Source organism: Binatus sp. (SeqCode), from assembly GCF_049584895.1.
GTDB lineage: Bacteria > Desulfobacterota > Binatia > Binatales > Binataceae > Binatus.
The window spans coordinates 51,951-68,193 of record NZ_JBAUYR010000098.1; the positions used below are offsets into that span (position 1 = coordinate 51,951).

Here is a 16,243-nt window from a genome sequence, read left to right on the forward strand (position 1 = left end):
CGCGCCCGCGGTGCGGAAATCTTCCGCGCGTTTCGGAGGACTGAATGTTCAGACGTTTTTTTCGATGGATTTTACGAATTGTGCTCATCGTCGTGGTGCTGGTCGCGATCGTCGCCATCTCGGAGCACATCTCGCATCGGGTGCAGCCCAACTCCGTGTTGTCGATCGAACTTGACGGCACGGTGGTCGAGCGCGCCAGCAGCAGCGTGCTTGGACTGATCAGCAAAAATGAGACGGCGCTCAATACGCTGCGCAATGCGATCGATAAGGGCGCGAAGGATCCGAAAATCGTCGGCCTCGAAATCAAGGTGCTCAACCCCGAGATGGAACTCGCGCAGGCGCAGGAAATCGTTGCGCTGATCAAGTCGTTCAAGAGCCACGGCAAGTGGACCGAGGCGTATCTCGAAACCGCGGGCGAGTCGGGCCTCGGCAACACGCCGTTTATCGTCGCAAGCGCCGCGGACGAGGTTTCGCTGATGCCGCAGGGCGATCTCAACCTGATGGGCGTCCAGCTGCGAGAGCTGTTTCTGCGCGGCACGCTCGACTGGGTCGGGATCACGCCGAACTTCGCCTCGGCGGGAAAGTACAAGAGCGCCGCCAACATGTTCATGGACAAGGACTACACCCCGGCGCAAAAAGAAGAGGACGAAGGACTGGCGGGCAGCTTGTACGATCAGATCGTTGCCGCGATGGGTACCGAGCGCAATTTAAGTCCCGACACGATCAAGAGTTTGATCGATCGAGCACCGATAAATGCGGACGACGGCCTGAAAGCGCGACTGGTCGATCGGCTGGAATATGAAGACGAGTTCACCGAGCGCGTGAAAAATCACGGCGGCTCGTTTCACAAGGAGGTCGACTACACCGACTACGCGCGTGAGGGGCTGTTTTCCAACCTGAGCGGAGATCAGATCGCAGTGATTTACGGGGACGGAGAAATCCAGCGCGGCGGCGAGGGCTTCGATCCGTTCTCAGGTCCCGATACGACCGCGATGACTTCCGACGACATGACCGAGGCGTTTAAGTCCGCGCGCGAGAACGACGACGTTCGCGCCGTTATCCTGAGAGTCAATTCGCCCGGCGGCTCGATGCTCGCGTCGGAGCTGATCGATCGCGAGGTCGAACTCACCGCGAAGAAAAAGCCCGTCGTCGTCAGCATGTCGGGATACGCCGCGTCCGGCGGATACCTGATCTCGATTCCGGCGGCGAAGATAATCGCGGAGCCCGGCACGATCACCGGATCGATCGGCGTACTCGGCGGCAAATTCAACGTTAGTCCCGCGATGCAAAAAATCTACGCGAACACCGACGCGGTGAGCCATGGCGCGAACGTCGGGATGTTCGATATGTGGACCGACTTCACGCCCGCGCAGTACAAGCAGTTCCAGGACGAGATCGCGCGCGACTACCATTACTTCCTGACCCTGGTCGCGGACGGCAGGCATATCTCGGTCGAGCAGGCCGACGCGGTCGCGCAGGGACGGGTCTGGACGGGCGAGCAGGCGATCAAGCTCAAGCTGGTCGATTCGCTCGGCGGTCTCGATGAGGCGATGGCGGCGGCGAAAGGACTCGCGCGTCTCGCTCCCGATCAGCCGGTCGGGATCATCGAGCTACCCGAGCAGCCGGGACTGCTGCAGTCGCTGAGCAGGGGCAAGGTGACGGCGCTGTTCACGCGGCGTCCGGCGGTGCAATTCGTCGAACCGATCGTCGAGCTGATTCACGCGGCGCTCAGCGGTCATGCGATTTTCAGCGCCGCATATTGTCCGGTGGTGCCGATGCTGTGATAGCCCAGGAGCAAGTATTGTGCGGCAAACAATCATCGGGCTGCTGATGGTCGTGCTGACGGCGGCGTTCTTCTATTGGAAAGCGACGCATCGATACCGCTGTCCGTTCTGCGGACGATTCGTGAAATACGACGACGTTAACTGTCCGCATTGCGGCAACGACATGAAGTTCCGTCATCGCGCCGGTCCCGAGGCGCTTCCCCGGGCGGCAGCGGACCTGCGTCCCGGCCGACGGCGGACTAGCGACCGTTCTTCGCGGAGCTGAGCGCGGCTGCGGCACGTCGCAGAAAAGTTTGCGTCTGTGTTTTCGAATTGATCGGGAAGCGGACGTAGTCGTCGCCAACTTTCAGATCGGCGAAAAATCCCGCCGGGTCTTCATGGAAATGCAGAAAGCCGCTCGAGCGGCAGTAGAACGATCCGCGCTTTTTCTCCTTGAGCCCGTCGAGCCGCCGAATTTCTTCGAGGATCGGCTCGAGCTGGTCCAGCGCCTCCGGTCCCGCATGCTTCATTGACTACTGCCTCCGCGCCAAGTGGCTATAGCAAGTAGCTATCTACGAGTTTCCCAGCTCGATGACGTAGCCGTCGGGATCTGTGAAGTAGGCATAAGGGACGCCGGGCGCATGCTGGCCGCGGCTTTGCAGCTTCCCGCCGGCATTCTCGATCTGACGCACCATTTCATCGAGACTGTTTTTGCCGATCGAGAACCCGAAATGCGAAACGCCGCCCCCGGCGACAGGATCGTCAGCATTGGCCTGACACAACGTGATTGTTTCGTCGACGCCGGGCGAATGAATGAAAACCATCGTCTTTCCTTCCCAGAATTTAACCTCGAGACCGAATGCTTGCTGGTAAAACTTGAGCGATCGGCCGACGTCCCTGACGTTAAGATTGATATGCCTCAATCCGCGCGCTTTGATCATCGCAATGCCTCCTGCTGGCAGGTGTGGCTATTCGAGTGACTATCTACGTCGGCGGCTACATGCCTTGCTGCTGGGCGTGGCAGTCGTGGCAGATTCCGTACAGTTCCATCTTGTGCCGGGTGAGAGTCACGCCGAGGTCGCGCGCGACGATGTTCTGCATGCGCTCGATCGCGGCGTTTTCGAACTCGATGATCCGGCCGCATCGCTCGCAGATGAAATGATCGTGATGGCGCTCTCCGACCGCTTCGTAACGCGCCTGGCCTTCGTCGAAGTGGCGCTCGTACAGCAGCGCGCATTCTTTGAGGAGCCGCAGCGTCCGGTAAATCGTCGCGTAGCCGACGTGCGGGTTGATCTTCTTGACCTCGGCGTACAATTCCTCGGCGCTGATATGATGACCGTGATCGAAAAATACGCGCGCGATGTCGTCGCGCTGGCCGGTGGACTTGAGCCCGCGCTCCTTGAGGCGCGTGTGGAAGGTGAGCATCCGCTCTTCCGCGCTGATCGCGGGTTTGCGATCGATTACGGTGTGCCCAGCCGTCGCGGTTTCGGCGAGACGCGGCATTTCAGAACTCAGCTTGAAGCGTCTCCGAGATGGACGATGCGTCGCGCCGCCGGCGACAGGTACAAGGATTCGAGATCGCGCGAGCGGAGCGCCTCGGCGATCACTTCGAGCTGCTCGGCGGCGGGCTGATCGCGATCTATTATGACGAGGTTCTTATCGCGCAGCCGGCATGCGCCGCCGCGCGTGCGGTAACCGATTTCGCGCATGATCTTTTCGCGACGGACCTCGAGCCCGACCCGCTGCGCTGCTTCGGCGAGCTCGTCCACGATTCTCATCATCCGCGTTTCGCTGAGTTCGCTCATTTCACCTGCATCCCCGCCCCTCTTGAGGCCCAACCGCGCGGCATGTTATCGCGATAGACAACGCGGAGGTCACGCGCTTGATCAAGAAAATCCTTGTCGGCATCGACACCTCCGAGCACTCCCGCAACGCGCAAGCTTATGCCTTCTATTTTGCCCGCGTCTTCGAAGCATCGCTGATTGGCTTGCATGTGGTCGATATCGTCTCGATCGAAGGCTCGTTTTTCCATGATATATCAGGTTCGCTCGGGCTGGAACCATATCTGGATTTCTCGTCAAAGATGCGCGAGGTGCTGACCGCCCGCGGCCGCGCCGTACTAGACGAATTTGCGGCCGCCGCGCGCCGCGAGAATATCCCGGTCGAGACCGTACTCGACATGGGAATCGTCGCCAACCAGATTTGCGATCGCGGCCGCAGCGCCGACCTGATCATGATCGGCCATCGGGGTGTCAACGAGAAATTTTCAACCGGGCTGCTTGGATCGACGGCCGAGAGCGTCGCACGCAAATCGCCGCGCCAACTGTTCATCTCGCCGAATAAATTTCGCGAGATGAAGCGGCCCGTGCTGGCCTACGACGGCAGCGAACGGGCGTCGCGCGCGATGCGATCGGCCGCGGAAGTCGCCAATGGGCTGGGCGTGCCGATCACCGTGATTACCTGCGCACGCGATCCCAAGCTCGGCGAGCGGACCCTGGCCGAGGCGCGCACCTACTTCGAAAACTACACGCCCAAGGCCGAGTTCAAGCTGCTGCAAGGGCACGCCAACGAGGAAATCGTGAAGTTCCTCAAAGAGAACGACGCCGACCTGCTGTTCATCGGCGCGTACGGGCACAGCAGGATTATCGAGATGGTGCTCGGCTCGACCACCGAATACGTGCTGCGCAACACGCCGTGCCCGGTGTTCCTCGCGCGCTAGGCTTTCAGCTCGGCGGGTGAAATCGTTTGGCCTTCGGCATGGGTTTATCTATCGGAAGTTGTCGGCAATCCATATGTTCTCTATGACGATGCAATAGATCCCGCTCCAATTTTTTTGCCAACGCCAAGAGCCCGCTGCATTACCTTCAATGTAGGCGGTAGCAATTTTAGCGGACGGCGGCTTGTTACAGTGCGGGCACCTTGGTGCCGAACCTTTTCTGAAACTGCCGCCGCACCCGCAAGGCTGCACATACGGCTCCATTGCCGAAGACATCTGTTGATGCCTCGGGCAGTCCCGCAACTTCGGCATCCGCTTGTCGCAGAGAGAAAGGATGGCTGTTTTGCCGCAAGAATCACAGTAGGCATAGACAGAATCGTTGAATCCGGAATGTACAAGGTAATAGCAGAACTGTTGCTGGCAATGCTCGCAGGTTCCGATATTTTGCTCCCTATCCACGATTCGAGCGCTCCTGATTTAAGAGATACTAAGACGATGCGAGAGCAATAGATGACTACCTCACCAACTGGGACTCTTTCCGCAACCCGCTACGCTTGCGGTTCCTCGGCGCGCTGGCGGATGAACCGGCCGAGCAATAGGCGCATCGATTCGACTGGCTGGATTCCAATCATCGGAAAATCGCCCAGGATAAAGGTCGGATAGCCGAGCGCGGAAAATTCGTCGGCCTCGCGTTTGTGATCGTCGAGGCGCGCGCTCATTACGCCGCTGTCCAGCGCCTCACGGAACTTGGAACGATCGAGACCGGCGCGCTCCGCGATCGCGTCGAGCACTTTGGCATCCGCGATATCGGCGCCGTCGTCGAATGCCGCGCGAAAGACCGCGTCGTGATACGCGCGGAAGACCCCCGCATCGCGCGCGACTTCCGATCCTTGCAGCGCAGGTATCGAATCGATCCAGCTCGACGGCGGCGCGACGCGAACGCCCGTCTCCGCCGCGACGAACAGCACCTTCTGCCGCTCGCGCTCGCCCAGTACGCGGCCGGGCTTGGCGCGAAAATCGCGCGTCGCGATCGGTACGCCCTTCCACAGTGCCTCGAAGCCCAGTTCGTCCTCGAGTGGGGTGACGATTCGCCATGCGATGTAGCAAAGGGTCGAGGCATAATCGAAGTAGATTGGAATTCGCAGGCGGCTCATTTCACTGATTCGATAATCGCCCGTTTTGCGCATCTGCCGCAATTGGCGCTTGCGTGACTCGTGCAGCGCGCACATTCTGGATTCACAATGGCTTCAAATCGCCGGCCTGTTCTGAAATTGGGTGTCGTTGATTTCGGCGTCGAGAGTGCGACGCTGCCGAGTGGCGTGCAAGTCGATCTTCCCGTCATTCGCCATCCCGGAGCGAGCGCGATCGTCGCGCTGTATCCCGACATGACGGTCGCGATGCTGCGCCAGTATCGCCACACCATCGGCCGCTGGATGCGCGAGATTCCCGCGGGGTGCCGCAACGCCGGCGAGGACCCGCTCGAATGCGCACGGCGCGAGCTCGGTGAAGAAGCGAGCGTGGCGGCCGCGCGATGGGATCATCTCGGGTCGATTATCACCGTGCCAAGCTTCTGCGACGAGCGGATCGAGCTGTATCTGGCGCGCGAGTTGTCGGAGGGATCGGGCACGCTCGATCATGACGAGGTGCTTAGCGTCAGCCGGGTGCCGTTCGAGGAAACCTTCGCGATGATTCGGCGCGGCGATATCGTCGACGCGAAATCGATCGTCGCGCTTTATCGCGCTCGCGACTTTCTCGAGAATGAGCGCCGCCGCTGAAGGAGAATCGTTCATGCCAATCGAAGTGCTAGGCGTCGAGCATATTGATCTGACGGTGAACGATATCGCGCGGTCGCGCGCGTTTTACGACAAGGTGCTTGGAGAACTTGGCTTCCGAAAATTCGAACGCGACGACTACCTAAACTGGTCGAACGCGCTGATGACGATTGCGATTCGCGAGGCCTCGGGCGTGCATCGTGACGCGCAATTCGATCGCTACCGGGTCGGACTTCATCATCTCGCCCTTCGCGCACGCTCGCGCGATGACGTGGACGCGTTTCATAATTTCCTGCAGCGCGAAAAGATTACTGTGCTCGATAGTCCTGCCGAGTATCCGCACTATGGCGAAAATTATTATGCGGTATTCTTTGCCGATCCGGACGGGATGAAGCTCGAGCTCGTGCACAACCCGTGGGGTTATTGGCGAAAGGTGCAGACTGAGGGTCGCGACGCGCGTGCACGATATGAAATCAAGAAGTAGGGCGAACGGTATGACCGTTCCGAGGGCGCGCCGTCGAGGTCCATTCGGCGACGCGCTTGCGCGCGCATCCATCGCTCCTGAACGGCGACCAGCGCCGTTCAGTCGCTATTGGATTACTACTTCGTCCGGAAAGAGAAACGTGGTGGCGCCGTCGTCAAATTGCACCAGGAACATGCGCCGGTCGAGATTATTAACCTCACGCAAGATGCGTGGCTGTTCACTAAAACGACTGCGCCCCTCGTGGTCGCGCACCGGTTTCTGGAGTTTGCAATGCTTTCCAACAAGTTCTTCTGTATTTAAGCTCGTCATCATATATTTACCCCTCCGCTTCCCTTCCGGTATATCCGGCCACCATCACCTTGACTCACATACTAGCAAGCTTCGGGCCTAATATTTAGACGTACCGAGAACACTTTTGTTACATTTATCCAGAGCTGTGGAAAACCTCAGAAATCTGCGATTTTTCGGTTCTACAAACGAGATGCGGCCATCGGCTCAGTTCTAGGGTATCCATTCAGGTGAAGGAGTAATGCCCGAATACAGGCAGCTTTTTGCCAACTTCGCGTAGTGATAATTGGAATACCGGCGCGCGAAACAAACCGCGAAAACATTCGCGATTCTGAAAACCGTGTAAAAAAAGGTACTGCGAAGGAAAAAATTACAACATGCGTACATTGTACCCTCTGGTGATGGGCCGCCGCGCAATTATCGCGACAGAGCATTACCTTTCTGCCGCAGCCGGTGCGCGAATGTTCGCTTGTGGCGGAAATGCCATAGACGCTGCGGTAGCTGCAACACTCGTCGAGGGTGTCGTTAACCCGCACATGCACACAATCGGCGGTGAGGCGCCCATGCTGATTTATTCGGCAACTGCCCGCCGCGTGATTGCTGTCAACGGCAATATGATGGCGCCTGAGCGTGCGACAATCGCCCACTATCGGGCGCTGGGAATCGATCTGATCCCCGGCGCTGGACTGCTGGCCGCCGGCGTCCCCGCAGCCTTCGACGCTCTCCTGACTGCGCTGCGTGATTTCGGCACCAGGTCGCTGTCGGACGTTCTCGAGCCTGCACTGCAGCTGGCGGGTGAAGGTTTTCCCATGCATGTCGGGTTATCCGGCGAACCGGACCTTCCCGACGAAGCCGTTGCCGGGGCAGGCGCGTCTCTCCGCAGCAACGCGAAGCGCTTCCTCTCCAAGTGGCCGTCGTCGGGGCGCGTGTATCTGCCCGACGGCAAAGTGCCGCTGCCCGGGAGCGTGCTCAAAAATCCCGCGCTTGCCAATTTTTTCAAGCGGGTGCTCGATGCCGAATCGGCGGCGAAGAATCGCGGACGCGAGGCTGGCCTGGACGCGGCGAGCGAGCGCTTCTATCGCGGCGACATCGCGCGCGAAATTGTCGCATGGTCGGAAGCCAACGGCGGCCTGCTGGCAGCATCCGATCTCGCGCGCTTCACCACGCGCCTCGAATCGCCGGTAAGCGCAGACTATCGGGGCGTCACGGTCTTCAAGTGCGGGCCGTGGTCGCAGGGCCCGGTATTTCTCCAGCAGCTCAAATTGCTCGAGGGCTTCGATCTCGCCGCGATGGGCCACAACTCCGCCGACTACATTCACGCCGTCATCGAGTCCGCCAAGCTCTCGTTCGCCGATCGCGAGGCGTACTACGGCGATCCTGAATTCGTTAACGTTCCGCTCGACGGTTTGCTGAGCGATCGTTACGCCGCGATTCGCCGCGAGCTTATCGATTCAGCGCGCGCCTCGATGGATCAGCGGCCCGGCGATCCGATTGCGATGCGTGCGTTGCGCGACGCTCCCGCAGTCGGCGCGCGTCCGTGGGGCGCGGGCACGATTCACGTCACGGCGGCCGACCGCGACGGCAATATGATAGCCGTCACGGCGAGCGGTGGATGGATTCCCAGCTCGCCGGTGATCGACGCGATCGGCTTTCCGCTCGGGACGCGGATGCAGACTTTTTATCTCGACGAACGCCATCCCAATGCGCTTAAGCCGGGCAAGCGCCCGCGCACGACGTTGTCGCCGTCGCTCGCGATGGTTAAAGGCGAGCCGTATCTCGCATTCGGCACGCCAGGCGGCGATCAGCAGGATCAGTGGACGCTGCAATTTTTCCTGAACGTGGTGGACTTCGGGATGGACCTGCAGGCCGCGATCGAAGCGCCCAAATTCTCGACGCCGCATTTCCCTTCGACGTTCTATCCGCACGACAACCGCCCCGGAGTATTACGGGTCGAGGATCGAGTGGCGCCAGATGTGCGAGACGCGCTTGCAGCGCGCGGGCACAAGGTAGAAGTCCGTCCGCCGTGGTCCGAAGGGCGCGTGCTAGGGGTTCAAATCAACCCGAAGACAGGAGTGCTCGCGGGCGGCGCAGATCCGCGCGGCCAGGCGGCGCCGGTCATGCCCGCCCAAGTGATCGGCTGGTAGGTAAGGTTCAGGGGGCCAAGTCCCTGCATTTCAATACGGCAGTTGCTTGCTTATGATTTTTTCCGCAACCTGACCAGAGGATGCGGCTTCACGCAGCGCGGGCCTTCCCGGCGGGAAGCCCGAAAGACAGGCGCGAGCCATGGAAGCTCAAACCAAGTACGCCAAGAGCGGCGACGTTCACATCGCTTACCGGGTTTTCGGCGACAGCCCGCGCGACATCGTGCTGATGCCGGGAACGCTCTCGCATGTCGAACTGTACTGGGAACTTCCGGCCAACGAGTACATTCTGAAAAGACTCACCTCTTTCGCGCGCGTAATCGTATTCGACAAGCGCGGCCAGGGGCTTTCCGACCGTGTCGCCGAGCAGACCCTCGAAGAGCGTATTGGTGACGTGCTGGCAGTGTTGGATGCGGCCGGCTCGAAGCGCGCGACCGTCTTTGGATGGTCGGAAGGTGGCCCGATGTCGTTGATGTTCACCGCCACCTACCCCGAGCGAACCACGGCGCTCGTGATGTTCAACACGTTTGCGTCGATGAAGGCGGAGCCGTGGGCCCTCGGCCAGGAGCAATTCGATCGATTCCTTGGCGCGCTCGACGCGCATTGGGGCGAAGGCGTCCTCGTCGGCATCAATGCACCGAGCTTGCGCAAGGACAAAGCCTTCGTCCAATGGTTTGGCCGACTGGAGCGCGCCTCATCGAGTCCCGGTGGTATCCAGGCGCTGTTTCGAGCCGACTACGAAAGCGACGTCCGCCACGTCCTTCCCTCGATTCAGGTGCCGACCCTGATCCTGCATCGCAAGGGTGATTCGCTGGTCCCGGTCGCAGTCGGGCGTGACATGGCTCAGAAGATCTCCGGGGCGAAGTATGTCGAGCTCCCTGGTGAGGATCATCTGCTCCAGGCCCTCCCTCCGGATTTGCTGGACCGTCTTCTCGACGAGATCGAAGAATTCATCACCGGCACACGCCATAGTCCGGACCCGGATCGGGTGCTCGCCACCGTGATGTTCACCGACATAGTCCGCTCCACCGAGCGCGCTGCCGAGATGGGTGACTCGAAATGGCGCGCGCTGCTGGCCGACTACTACGCAGCGGTGCGAAAAGAACTCAGCGTTTTCCGCGGCCGCGAGGTGAACACGGCGGGCGACGGCTTGCTCGCCACCTTCGACGGACCGAACCGCGCGATACGATGCGCCTGTTCGGTGCGCGAAAGACTTCGTGCGCTTGGACTGGAGGTCCGCACCGGACTCCATACCGGCGAGTGCGAGTTGATCGGCGACGATATCGGCGGTATCGCGGTGCATATTGCAGCACGCGTCGCGTCCAAGGCCGAACCGGATGAAGTACTGGTTTCCAGTACCGTACGCGATATCGTCGCCGGCTCAGGTCTGCGGTTCGCCGACCGCGGCATGCATGCTCTCAAGGGCGTGCCCGAGGAATGGCACCTTTTCCTTGTTCAGTAAGTTCGGGATCAGCTCGATGCACAAACTCGCGATCGTTTTCGTCGCTGCATGCTATGTAGCCGCGCTGATTCCGTGCGTAGCTTTCGCCGACGGCGGCGCCGTGACCGGCTTCGCGTTCGTCGATTCTTCCGTGACCGGAATGGGATCGCAGGCCAAGCTGCCGGCGGGAACAAAAATCTACCCGCCTGGATCGAAGGTCACCGGCACCGAAGGATGCCCGACGAATCGCTACCACACCGACGGGATGATCGTAGCGGTGATCGACTACCAGGGCCGTCCAACCGCGGCAAGCATGACGATTACCGAACACCCTGCGACTGGCGGAAATTTCCAGCGCCCGCCCTACTACATCGACCTCGACAGCGGCCGCACGCTCCAGTATCTGGGCCCAATCTTCGAAAACGGCACCTACGACATCCTGTTCAGCTACAGCTACAATCTGGGCGCCGCGAAAACAGCTACAGCAGAACTGGTACTAGCCCGCAGTTGCCGATAAGGATTGCGCCAGTGGAACAGCCACGTTGCGGTGATGGCGCCGATCGTCTGCGCGACGACGAAGCCGTGAGATCATCCGCATGACGGAACCGCGCGTGGCCTGACCCCGGCAAGAACGAGTCAGGCCAGCGCATTGGGCTACGAGGTCGCTTTAATGGGTGTTCTGATATTGATTGTAGGTCTGATTGTCGCCGGGCGCACGGTCGTGGTACGCGTCGCCCGCCGCACCATGTCTACGCCCGTTGTACCATCCCCAGCTTTTGCCATGCTGCCGGTATACGTTGCCGCCGGAGTCGCGGAATTGCCATGCGTTCTGCTGTTGAACCCACTGGCCCTTCCGTCCCTGATACCAATCGTTCGAATCGGCTCTCAGCAAGCTTGGCGCTATCACCAGTGAGCAAATCAGAACGAACACAGTCGCTAGAGATCTCGTTTTCATCATGATCCCGGTTTAGTCGCTTGTATGAGGTGTGCGCTACCGGTGAGTGTACTGTGGGGAACGAATCGGACTGTATTCCTGCAAATATTACAGCCCGCGCTGCGATTTGTCGGTTACGCGGCGGTTTGATATCTCACCTGCGTGACTGTCCGTCATGCTGCCGCGCTCGCGATTGTGGGTTGGTACCTGATGGTGCCGCCCGCGATACCGGGGACCGCTCAGGTGGACCAAAGCGCTCCGCTGAGCCAATGGAAAATCAGGCGCACGTTTCCGCATAACCAGGGATGCGAGACCGCGAAAGCTCGCCTGCACGACGCGGCTTTGGCCGCGGAAACTCAGAACGACGCGATGAACCCACGCCGCGGCGGAATTCCCGCACTACACTGCATTCTGTGTAACGCACAATGCGTCGCAGATGACGATCCTCGCCTCAAAGCAAATTGAGTGATTTGTGGGTCCGCGAGACGGTCTGCTATCTCTCTGTCGATGACACTCCGCCACGCTGCGGCGCTCGCATGTAATGCGGTGGGAAACCACAGAGCTCTGCTGCTGGGAATCTTGATATTCACGGCCAGCTGCTCTGTTTCGTGCGCAACCCTGAACGGCGGCACTGCAAGAACCCCGGCGATCCTCGTCAACAATTTCGGTCGTTCGATGAGCGGTTACGCCCTTGATCCGAGCGGCAGGATTACTTCCACCGGAACACTCAGCTATTCAATGGCCGAAGTGGACGAGGCTACGGACGCCAAAGTGGACTCGACCGGTAACATCTACGTGTCGAACTCGTCGATTCTCAACGAGCACGACAAAAACAGTATCCTCATTTTTCCTGCGGGTAGCACCGGCAAGGCGACACCGATCGCAACGATCGCGGGCAACGCTACGAGACTCAGCGGAGTCATAAATGCCATCGCCGTCGATGCGGGTGGAAACATTTTTGCCGGGAATGTGGCGCAAGGCTCCGCACCGCCCTCCACTCTGTGTGTTCCGAGCCAGAACGCTGAGGCTAACGATGCCAGTGTCACCGCCTATCCAAGCGGCAGCTCAGGCGACGTGAAACCGATTGCCGTGATCAGTGGTCCGTGCACAGGCATTCGGGCCCTCCTCAGCCTTGCCGTCGATTCAAAGGGAAATCTCTATGTGGCAAATGGGAACTCAATCGTATTTTTTCCGCCCCACAGTAGTGGTAACGTTAAACCAAATGCGGTCATCGCAGGTCCAAGTACCGGGCTGACAGGGGTAGTGATGCGTTAGACGCGAAGGACAATCTGTCCGTCCTTAACCAGCGTCCGAACGAAATACTCACCTTTCGAGCGCAGAGCACCGGTGATATTTCGCCTATAGCGAAAATTAGTGGACCCAAGACCGGCCTCGATCGATTCGAAGGCAAGATCGCCTACGATTCTAGTGGAAATCTTTTTGCCGGCGGCGCGGACATGCGAGAGAAAACAAAGATCATCGTGTTCGCGCCAGGCAGCAATGGCGACAAGCAACCACTCGACAGCGAGACATATCACTGGTCATCGGACGTTTGGGCCTACGACATCTTCGCATATGGCGCGCTGTCGTTGGGGTTCCATGAATAGGTCATCCCTCAAGTCGTCGACCGTTGAGCTTCGACGAGATTCTTTGACACGTCCCGCGAGCGTGGCCGTGGGATTTGCGAACGTCGTCGATGCGGTGAACCAGTATGCCGCCGTGATATACCGCCGACTGCGACGGCACTTCCGCGCCGCGACGTAACCGAATTACCGCGACGGCGTCTATTGGCGGATGATACCGGACTTCAAGGGCCACCACTTTGTCGAGGATACCAAGCCCGGTGATCCACCATCGTGGGCATCACTGCGAGAGATGCGGAATGAAGGCTGTGCTCAGGCCGGACGGCTCGATGTATTTCGACCTTGATCGAGACGGCGTGGTTATCAAGATAGACGACAGCGTTCCCCTAAATACATTGTTGGTACCGTCTGCGAATAGGACACTGGTCCGGCAAAGATCATCGGCGGCGCGCGGCGCTAATAGCTACGCACTTCTGGCGTCGCGCTGAGCCGGCAGGTCTATTGCAGCTGGCGTCGGCGGAAAATAACTGCGGCGGGCCCATCGGGCGACATCTACCAGGCCGATCATCACCGGCACCTCGATCAAGGGACCGATTACGGCGGCGAATGCAGCGCCGCTGTCGATGCCGAAAGTCGCGACCGCGACGGCAATTGCCAGCTCGAAATTGTTGGATGCCGCGGTGAACGACAGTGTCGCGGTCTGCGGATAGGTTGCGCCGACGGCGCGGCTCAGCACGAAGGAAAGCGCGAACATGATCGTGAAGTAGATCAGCAGCGGAACCGCGATGCGCACCACGTCGAGCGGCAGATGCACGATGTTCGCGCCCTTGATCGAAAACATCACTACGATCGTGAAAAGCAGAAAGACCAGGGTGAGCGGACTGATCATCGGAACGAAACGCTCGCGATACCAGGTCTTGCCCATCCGCGCAGTTAGGATTTTCCAGGTTGCAAAGCCCGCCACGAACGGCACGCCCAGGTAGATGCCGACGCTTTGTGCGATCTGGCCGATTGAGATTTGCACGACAGCGCCGCTCATTCCGAGCCATCGGGGGACCAACGTCACGAAGACATACGCATAGAGCGAAAAGAACAGCACTTGAAAGATCGAATTGAAGGCGACCAAACCGGCGCAATACTCCGTGTCGCCGCCGGCGAGGTCGTTCCACACGATTACCATCGCGATACATCGCGCAAGACCAATGATGATCAGGCCGGTCATGTACTCCGGACGATCGCGAAGGAAAATCATCGCCAGCGCGAACATCAGGATCGGACCGATGACCCAGTTCTGTATCATCGACAGGCCGAGGATTTTCCAATCGCGAAAGACGTCGCCCAGCTCGTCGTAATTCACCTTCGCCAACGGCGGGTACATCATCAGGATGAGTCCGAGCGCGATTGTGATCGAGGTTGTGCCGATGCTGAGGCGGTCGAAGATAATCCTCACGCCCGGCGCCGCCGCGCCCAAGGCGATGCCGGCCGCCATCGCGAGGAAGATCCATAGCGTCAGGTAGCGATCGAGGAAGGATAGTCGGCGAATGTTCGAGCTCATTGGTCTTCCGGCGGTTTGACGGTACCGATCTCTCTGACCCGGCGTTCCAGTGCGAAGCGGTCGAGCGAGTCGAACGGCAGGCTGGCGAAAATTTTTATGCGATTCTCAAGCTCCGTGTAGATTCTCAGGAAGTACCGCCGTTTCGCTTCTTCGGATCCGACGAAGGCTGCGGGATCGGCGGCGCCCCAATGCGCCGTGATTGGCTGTCCCGGCCACACCGGACACATCTCGCCCGCGACCTTGTCGCAGACCGTGAAAACGAAATCCAGCGGTGTGCTGTCGGGCCGCGCGAACTCGTCCCAACTCTTGCTGCGCAATCCGCGCGTTTCGTAGTTCAGCTCGTTGAGCAGTTGAAGCGTCATAGGATGTACGCTTCCCGTGGGATGACTGCCGGCGCTGGATGCCTTGAACTTCCCTTTGCCCCATCGATTCATCGCGCATTCCGCCATGATGCTGCGCGCCGAGTTCCCGGTGCATAAAAACAGGACGTTGAATTCCCGATTTGTCATCGACGTCGACGCTCAGGCGCTTGTCTTTGCGCCGCAGCAAGCAGTTGCGGGAGCGGGCGCAACCGTCGCACAGCATGCGCTCGCGGGCGCTGACGCAACCGTCTTTGGCTCCGCGACGGGCCGCAGATCCTCGCCGTAAACCGTGGTCTCGCCCATCGTGAAGAAAGTCTCCCACGACAGACCATTCGGATCGGTCGCCCACGCCTTGTCCGAGCGCGCGTAGCAGCACGACGCGTTGCTCTGCTCGACCAGCGTCTGCTCGGCGGCCTTCAGGCGGCCGGCAATCTCGCGCAATTCGTCGGGAGTCTCGACCTGGATTCCCAGGTGATCAACGCCCTTGGTCGCCTGCCCGAAAGTCGACACGGCGAAGTTCACGCACGGGTCCTCGAGCATCCACTTTGCGTAGTCGGGTTTCACTACCGACGGCTCGACCCCGAACATGGTCGAGTAGAATTTGATCGACCCGGGAAGTTCCTTGACCGCGACGTGGATATGCATCCGTTTCATGCGCTCACCTTTGCTCTTTTTTCAGTCTCCGGATTGCGGAGCCTTTGTTTGACGTTGGTTACCCGCGCAGGCTTGCAAGCCGCGGGCGCGCACTGTTGCGCATCGCCGCGGCAGCAGTTTTCCATCAGGTAGGAAATCAGATCGGTCATCGCCTTGTAGTCTGCGCTATAGATGATGGAGCGGCTGTCGCGCCTGCAGGTCACCAGGCCCGCGTGTCTGAGGTGATTCAGATGGAACGAGAGCGTCGGCGACGGAACCCCGAGCCGCGCGCCGATTTCGCCGGCGGGCATTCCGTCGGGGCCGTTCTGCACCAGCATCCGGAACACGTCGAGCCGCGATTCCTGCGCCAGGGCGGCGAGCGCGGAGATCGCTTTCTCCTTTTTCATATTTTTATAAGTATCGAATAGCCGAAGTAAAGTCAAAGGCAACCTAACTGTGATGTTTCAATAGGTTGTCCTTCCGGGAGGACGCTGAGAAGGTGAAAGGTGCGAAACTCAACACCGACTCAGGAGGTCTCCCCGGATGGACATTCATCAGAATGCGCGCACTA

The 16,243-nt window shown here is 59.7% G+C and carries 22 protein-coding genes; 11 read left to right on the forward strand and 11 right to left on the reverse strand.

Going from position 1 to position 16,243, the window contains the following annotated elements:
- Positions 1 to 44: 44 nt before the first annotated feature.
- Both sppA and WB650_RS17240 read left to right on the forward strand, forming a co-directional pair.
- Positions 45 to 1,784, forward strand: coding sequence for a signal peptide peptidase SppA (gene sppA, locus WB650_RS17235; RefSeq protein ID WP_423961349.1), 1,740 nt, complete (start codon positions 45 to 47; stop codon positions 1,782 to 1,784).
- A gap of 19 nt (positions 1,785 to 1,803) precedes the next feature.
- Positions 1,804 to 2,049, forward strand: a complete 246-nt coding sequence (locus tag WB650_RS17240) for a zinc ribbon domain-containing protein (protein WP_422305535.1) — start codon at positions 1,804 to 1,806, stop codon at positions 2,047 to 2,049.
- On the opposite strand, the gene WB650_RS17245 is transcribed toward WB650_RS17240, so the two are convergent.
- Genes WB650_RS17245 through WB650_RS17260 form a run of 4 tightly spaced genes read right to left on the reverse strand, consistent with a single transcriptional unit; the run spans position 2,024 to position 3,568 of the window.
- The gene (locus WB650_RS17245) at positions 2,024 to 2,293 is read right to left on the reverse strand and encodes a hypothetical protein (RefSeq protein WP_423961351.1); all 270 of its coding nucleotides are present in this window, start codon (positions 2,291 to 2,293) and stop codon (positions 2,024 to 2,026) included. The genes WB650_RS17240 and WB650_RS17245 overlap by 26 nt on opposite strands.
- Positions 2,294 to 2,335: 42 nt before the next feature.
- The gene (locus tag WB650_RS17250) at positions 2,336 to 2,704 is read right to left on the reverse strand and encodes a VOC family protein (protein ID WP_422304455.1); all 369 of its coding nucleotides are present in this window, start codon (positions 2,702 to 2,704) and stop codon (positions 2,336 to 2,338) included.
- A gap of 55 nt (positions 2,705 to 2,759) precedes the next feature.
- Positions 2,760 to 3,266 (reverse strand): Fur family transcriptional regulator, encoded by a 507-nt coding sequence (locus WB650_RS17255; RefSeq protein ID WP_422304453.1) that lies wholly within the window; start codon positions 3,264 to 3,266, stop codon positions 2,760 to 2,762.
- A gap of 8 nt (positions 3,267 to 3,274) precedes the next feature.
- Positions 3,275 to 3,568 carry a hypothetical protein gene (locus tag WB650_RS17260; protein WP_422304451.1) on the reverse strand — a complete coding sequence of 98 codons (294 nt, stop codon included), beginning with the start codon at positions 3,566 to 3,568 and terminating at the stop codon, positions 3,275 to 3,277.
- 77 nt (positions 3,569 to 3,645) lie between these two features.
- Between WB650_RS17260 and WB650_RS17265 the strand changes: the two genes are divergently transcribed.
- A complete protein-coding gene (locus tag WB650_RS17265; RefSeq protein ID WP_422304449.1) occupies positions 3,646 to 4,482 on the forward strand; it encodes a universal stress protein in 837 nt (278 codons plus the stop codon).
- Positions 4,483 to 5,027: 545 nt separating this feature from the next.
- Here WB650_RS17265 and WB650_RS17270 read toward each other — a convergent pair.
- Complete coding sequence (locus WB650_RS17270; RefSeq protein WP_422304448.1) at positions 5,028 to 5,633, reverse strand: DsbA family protein; 606 nt, start codon at positions 5,631 to 5,633, stop codon at positions 5,028 to 5,030.
- 87 nt (positions 5,634 to 5,720) lie between these two features.
- Here WB650_RS17270 and WB650_RS17275 point away from each other — a divergent pair, with 87 nt between their 5' ends.
- Together WB650_RS17275 and WB650_RS17280 are read left to right on the forward strand one after the other, a co-directional pair.
- Entirely contained in the window at positions 5,721 to 6,254 is a 534-nt protein-coding gene (locus WB650_RS17275) for an NUDIX hydrolase (protein WP_422304447.1), read from the forward strand.
- A gap of 13 nt (positions 6,255 to 6,267) precedes the next feature.
- On the forward strand, positions 6,268 to 6,735 hold the full coding sequence (locus WB650_RS17280) for a VOC family protein (RefSeq protein ID WP_422304446.1): 468 nt from the start codon (positions 6,268 to 6,270) through the stop codon (positions 6,733 to 6,735).
- Positions 6,736 to 6,840: 105 nt separating this feature from the next.
- On the opposite strand, the gene WB650_RS17285 is transcribed toward WB650_RS17280, so the two are convergent.
- Complete coding sequence (locus WB650_RS17285; RefSeq protein WP_423961354.1) at positions 6,841 to 7,044, reverse strand: hypothetical protein; 204 nt, start codon at positions 7,042 to 7,044, stop codon at positions 6,841 to 6,843.
- A 356-nt stretch (positions 7,045 to 7,400) separates the two neighbouring features.
- On the opposite strand from WB650_RS17285, the gene WB650_RS17290 reads away from it, so the two are divergent.
- From WB650_RS17290 to WB650_RS17300, 3 genes are all read left to right on the forward strand, one after another.
- Entirely contained in the window at positions 7,401 to 9,167 is a 1,767-nt protein-coding gene (locus tag WB650_RS17290; protein WP_423961356.1) for a gamma-glutamyltransferase family protein, read from the forward strand.
- A 139-nt stretch (positions 9,168 to 9,306) separates the two neighbouring features.
- Positions 9,307 to 10,626: an adenylate/guanylate cyclase domain-containing protein gene (locus WB650_RS17295; RefSeq protein ID WP_422304443.1), complete on the forward strand. Its 1,320-nt coding sequence runs from the start codon at positions 9,307 to 9,309 to the stop codon at positions 10,624 to 10,626.
- Between the two features lie 16 nt (positions 10,627 to 10,642).
- The gene (locus tag WB650_RS17300) at positions 10,643 to 11,122 is read left to right on the forward strand and encodes a hypothetical protein (protein WP_422304442.1); all 480 of its coding nucleotides are present in this window, start codon (positions 10,643 to 10,645) and stop codon (positions 11,120 to 11,122) included.
- Between the two features lie 150 nt (positions 11,123 to 11,272).
- Here the strand turns inward: WB650_RS17300 and WB650_RS17305 are convergent, their stop codons facing one another.
- Positions 11,273 to 11,560, reverse strand: a complete 288-nt coding sequence (locus tag WB650_RS17305) for a hypothetical protein (RefSeq protein ID WP_422304441.1) — start codon at positions 11,558 to 11,560, stop codon at positions 11,273 to 11,275.
- A 141-nt stretch (positions 11,561 to 11,701) separates the two neighbouring features.
- Here WB650_RS17305 and WB650_RS17310 point away from each other — a divergent pair, with 141 nt between their 5' ends.
- The 3 genes from WB650_RS17310 (at position 11,702) to WB650_RS17320 (ending at position 13,146) form a co-directional block, all read left to right on the forward strand.
- Complete coding sequence (locus WB650_RS17310) at positions 11,702 to 12,004, forward strand: hypothetical protein (RefSeq protein ID WP_422304440.1); 303 nt, start codon at positions 11,702 to 11,704, stop codon at positions 12,002 to 12,004.
- Positions 12,005 to 12,046: 42 nt separating this feature from the next.
- Positions 12,047 to 12,814, forward strand: a complete 768-nt coding sequence (locus tag WB650_RS17315; RefSeq protein ID WP_422304439.1) for a hypothetical protein — start codon at positions 12,047 to 12,049, stop codon at positions 12,812 to 12,814.
- Positions 12,815 to 12,996: 182 nt separating this feature from the next.
- Complete coding sequence (locus WB650_RS17320; RefSeq protein WP_422304438.1) at positions 12,997 to 13,146, forward strand: hypothetical protein; 150 nt, start codon at positions 12,997 to 12,999, stop codon at positions 13,144 to 13,146.
- Positions 13,147 to 13,585: 439 nt separating this feature from the next.
- On the opposite strand, the gene arsB is transcribed toward WB650_RS17320, so the two are convergent.
- Genes arsB through WB650_RS17340 form a run of 4 tightly spaced genes read right to left on the reverse strand, consistent with a single transcriptional unit; the run spans position 13,586 to position 16,079 of the window.
- Entirely contained in the window at positions 13,586 to 14,677 is a 1,092-nt protein-coding gene (gene arsB, locus WB650_RS17325) for an ACR3 family arsenite efflux transporter (RefSeq protein WP_422304437.1), read from the reverse strand.
- Positions 14,674 to 15,186 carry an arsenate reductase ArsC gene (locus WB650_RS17330; protein WP_422304436.1) on the reverse strand — a complete coding sequence of 171 codons (513 nt, stop codon included), beginning with the start codon at positions 15,184 to 15,186 and terminating at the stop codon, positions 14,674 to 14,676. The genes arsB and WB650_RS17330 overlap by 4 nt, the downstream gene beginning before the upstream one ends.
- Before the next feature lie 12 nt (positions 15,187 to 15,198).
- Complete coding sequence (locus tag WB650_RS17335; RefSeq protein ID WP_422304435.1) at positions 15,199 to 15,693, reverse strand: ArsI/CadI family heavy metal resistance metalloenzyme; 495 nt, start codon at positions 15,691 to 15,693, stop codon at positions 15,199 to 15,201.
- Positions 15,690 to 16,079, reverse strand: a complete 390-nt coding sequence (locus tag WB650_RS17340) for an ArsR/SmtB family transcription factor (RefSeq protein ID WP_422304434.1) — start codon at positions 16,077 to 16,079, stop codon at positions 15,690 to 15,692. The genes WB650_RS17335 and WB650_RS17340 overlap by 4 nt, the downstream gene beginning before the upstream one ends.
- Between the last annotated feature and the right edge of the window lie 164 nt (positions 16,080 to 16,243).

Bases quoted from the DNA above. Each gene is read 5' to 3' on its own strand.
- sppA (WP_423961349.1), top strand. From the start codon at position 45: ATGTTCAGACGTTTTTTTCGATGGATTTTACGAATTGTGCTCATCGTC.
- WB650_RS17245 (WP_423961351.1), bottom strand. From the start codon at position 2,293: ATGAAGCATGCGGGACCGGAGGCGCTGGACCAGCTCGAGCCGATCCTC.
- WB650_RS17250 (WP_422304455.1), bottom strand. From the start codon at position 2,704: ATGATCAAAGCGCGCGGATTGAGGCATATCAATCTTAACGTCAGGGAC.
- WB650_RS17255 (WP_422304453.1), bottom strand. From the start codon at position 3,266: ATGCCGCGTCTCGCCGAAACCGCGACGGCTGGGCACACCGTAATCGAT.
- WB650_RS17260 (WP_422304451.1), bottom strand. From the start codon at position 3,568: ATGAGCGAACTCAGCGAAACGCGGATGATGAGAATCGTGGACGAGCTC.
- WB650_RS17270 (WP_422304448.1), bottom strand. From the start codon at position 5,633: ATGAGCCGCCTGCGAATTCCAATCTACTTCGATTATGCCTCGACCCTT.
- WB650_RS17275 (WP_422304447.1), top strand. From the start codon at position 5,721: ATGGCTTCAAATCGCCGGCCTGTTCTGAAATTGGGTGTCGTTGATTTC.
- WB650_RS17280 (WP_422304446.1), top strand. From the start codon at position 6,268: ATGCCAATCGAAGTGCTAGGCGTCGAGCATATTGATCTGACGGTGAAC.
- WB650_RS17285 (WP_423961354.1), bottom strand. From the start codon at position 7,044: ATGACGAGCTTAAATACAGAAGAACTTGTTGGAAAGCATTGCAAACTC.
- WB650_RS17290 (WP_423961356.1), top strand. From the start codon at position 7,401: ATGCGTACATTGTACCCTCTGGTGATGGGCCGCCGCGCAATTATCGCG.
- WB650_RS17295 (WP_422304443.1), top strand. From the start codon at position 9,307: ATGGAAGCTCAAACCAAGTACGCCAAGAGCGGCGACGTTCACATCGCT.
- WB650_RS17300 (WP_422304442.1), top strand. From the start codon at position 10,643: ATGCACAAACTCGCGATCGTTTTCGTCGCTGCATGCTATGTAGCCGCG.
- WB650_RS17305 (WP_422304441.1), bottom strand. From the start codon at position 11,560: ATGAAAACGAGATCTCTAGCGACTGTGTTCGTTCTGATTTGCTCACTG.
- WB650_RS17315 (WP_422304439.1), top strand. From the start codon at position 12,047: ATGACACTCCGCCACGCTGCGGCGCTCGCATGTAATGCGGTGGGAAAC.
- WB650_RS17320 (WP_422304438.1), top strand. From the start codon at position 12,997: ATGCGAGAGAAAACAAAGATCATCGTGTTCGCGCCAGGCAGCAATGGC.
- arsB (WP_422304437.1), bottom strand. From the start codon at position 14,677: ATGAGCTCGAACATTCGCCGACTATCCTTCCTCGATCGCTACCTGACG.
- WB650_RS17330 (WP_422304436.1), bottom strand. From the start codon at position 15,186: ATGACAAATCGGGAATTCAACGTCCTGTTTTTATGCACCGGGAACTCG.
- WB650_RS17335 (WP_422304435.1), bottom strand. From the start codon at position 15,693: ATGAAACGGATGCATATCCACGTCGCGGTCAAGGAACTTCCCGGGTCG.
- WB650_RS17340 (WP_422304434.1), bottom strand. From the start codon at position 16,079: ATGAAAAAGGAGAAAGCGATCTCCGCGCTCGCCGCCCTGGCGCAGGAA.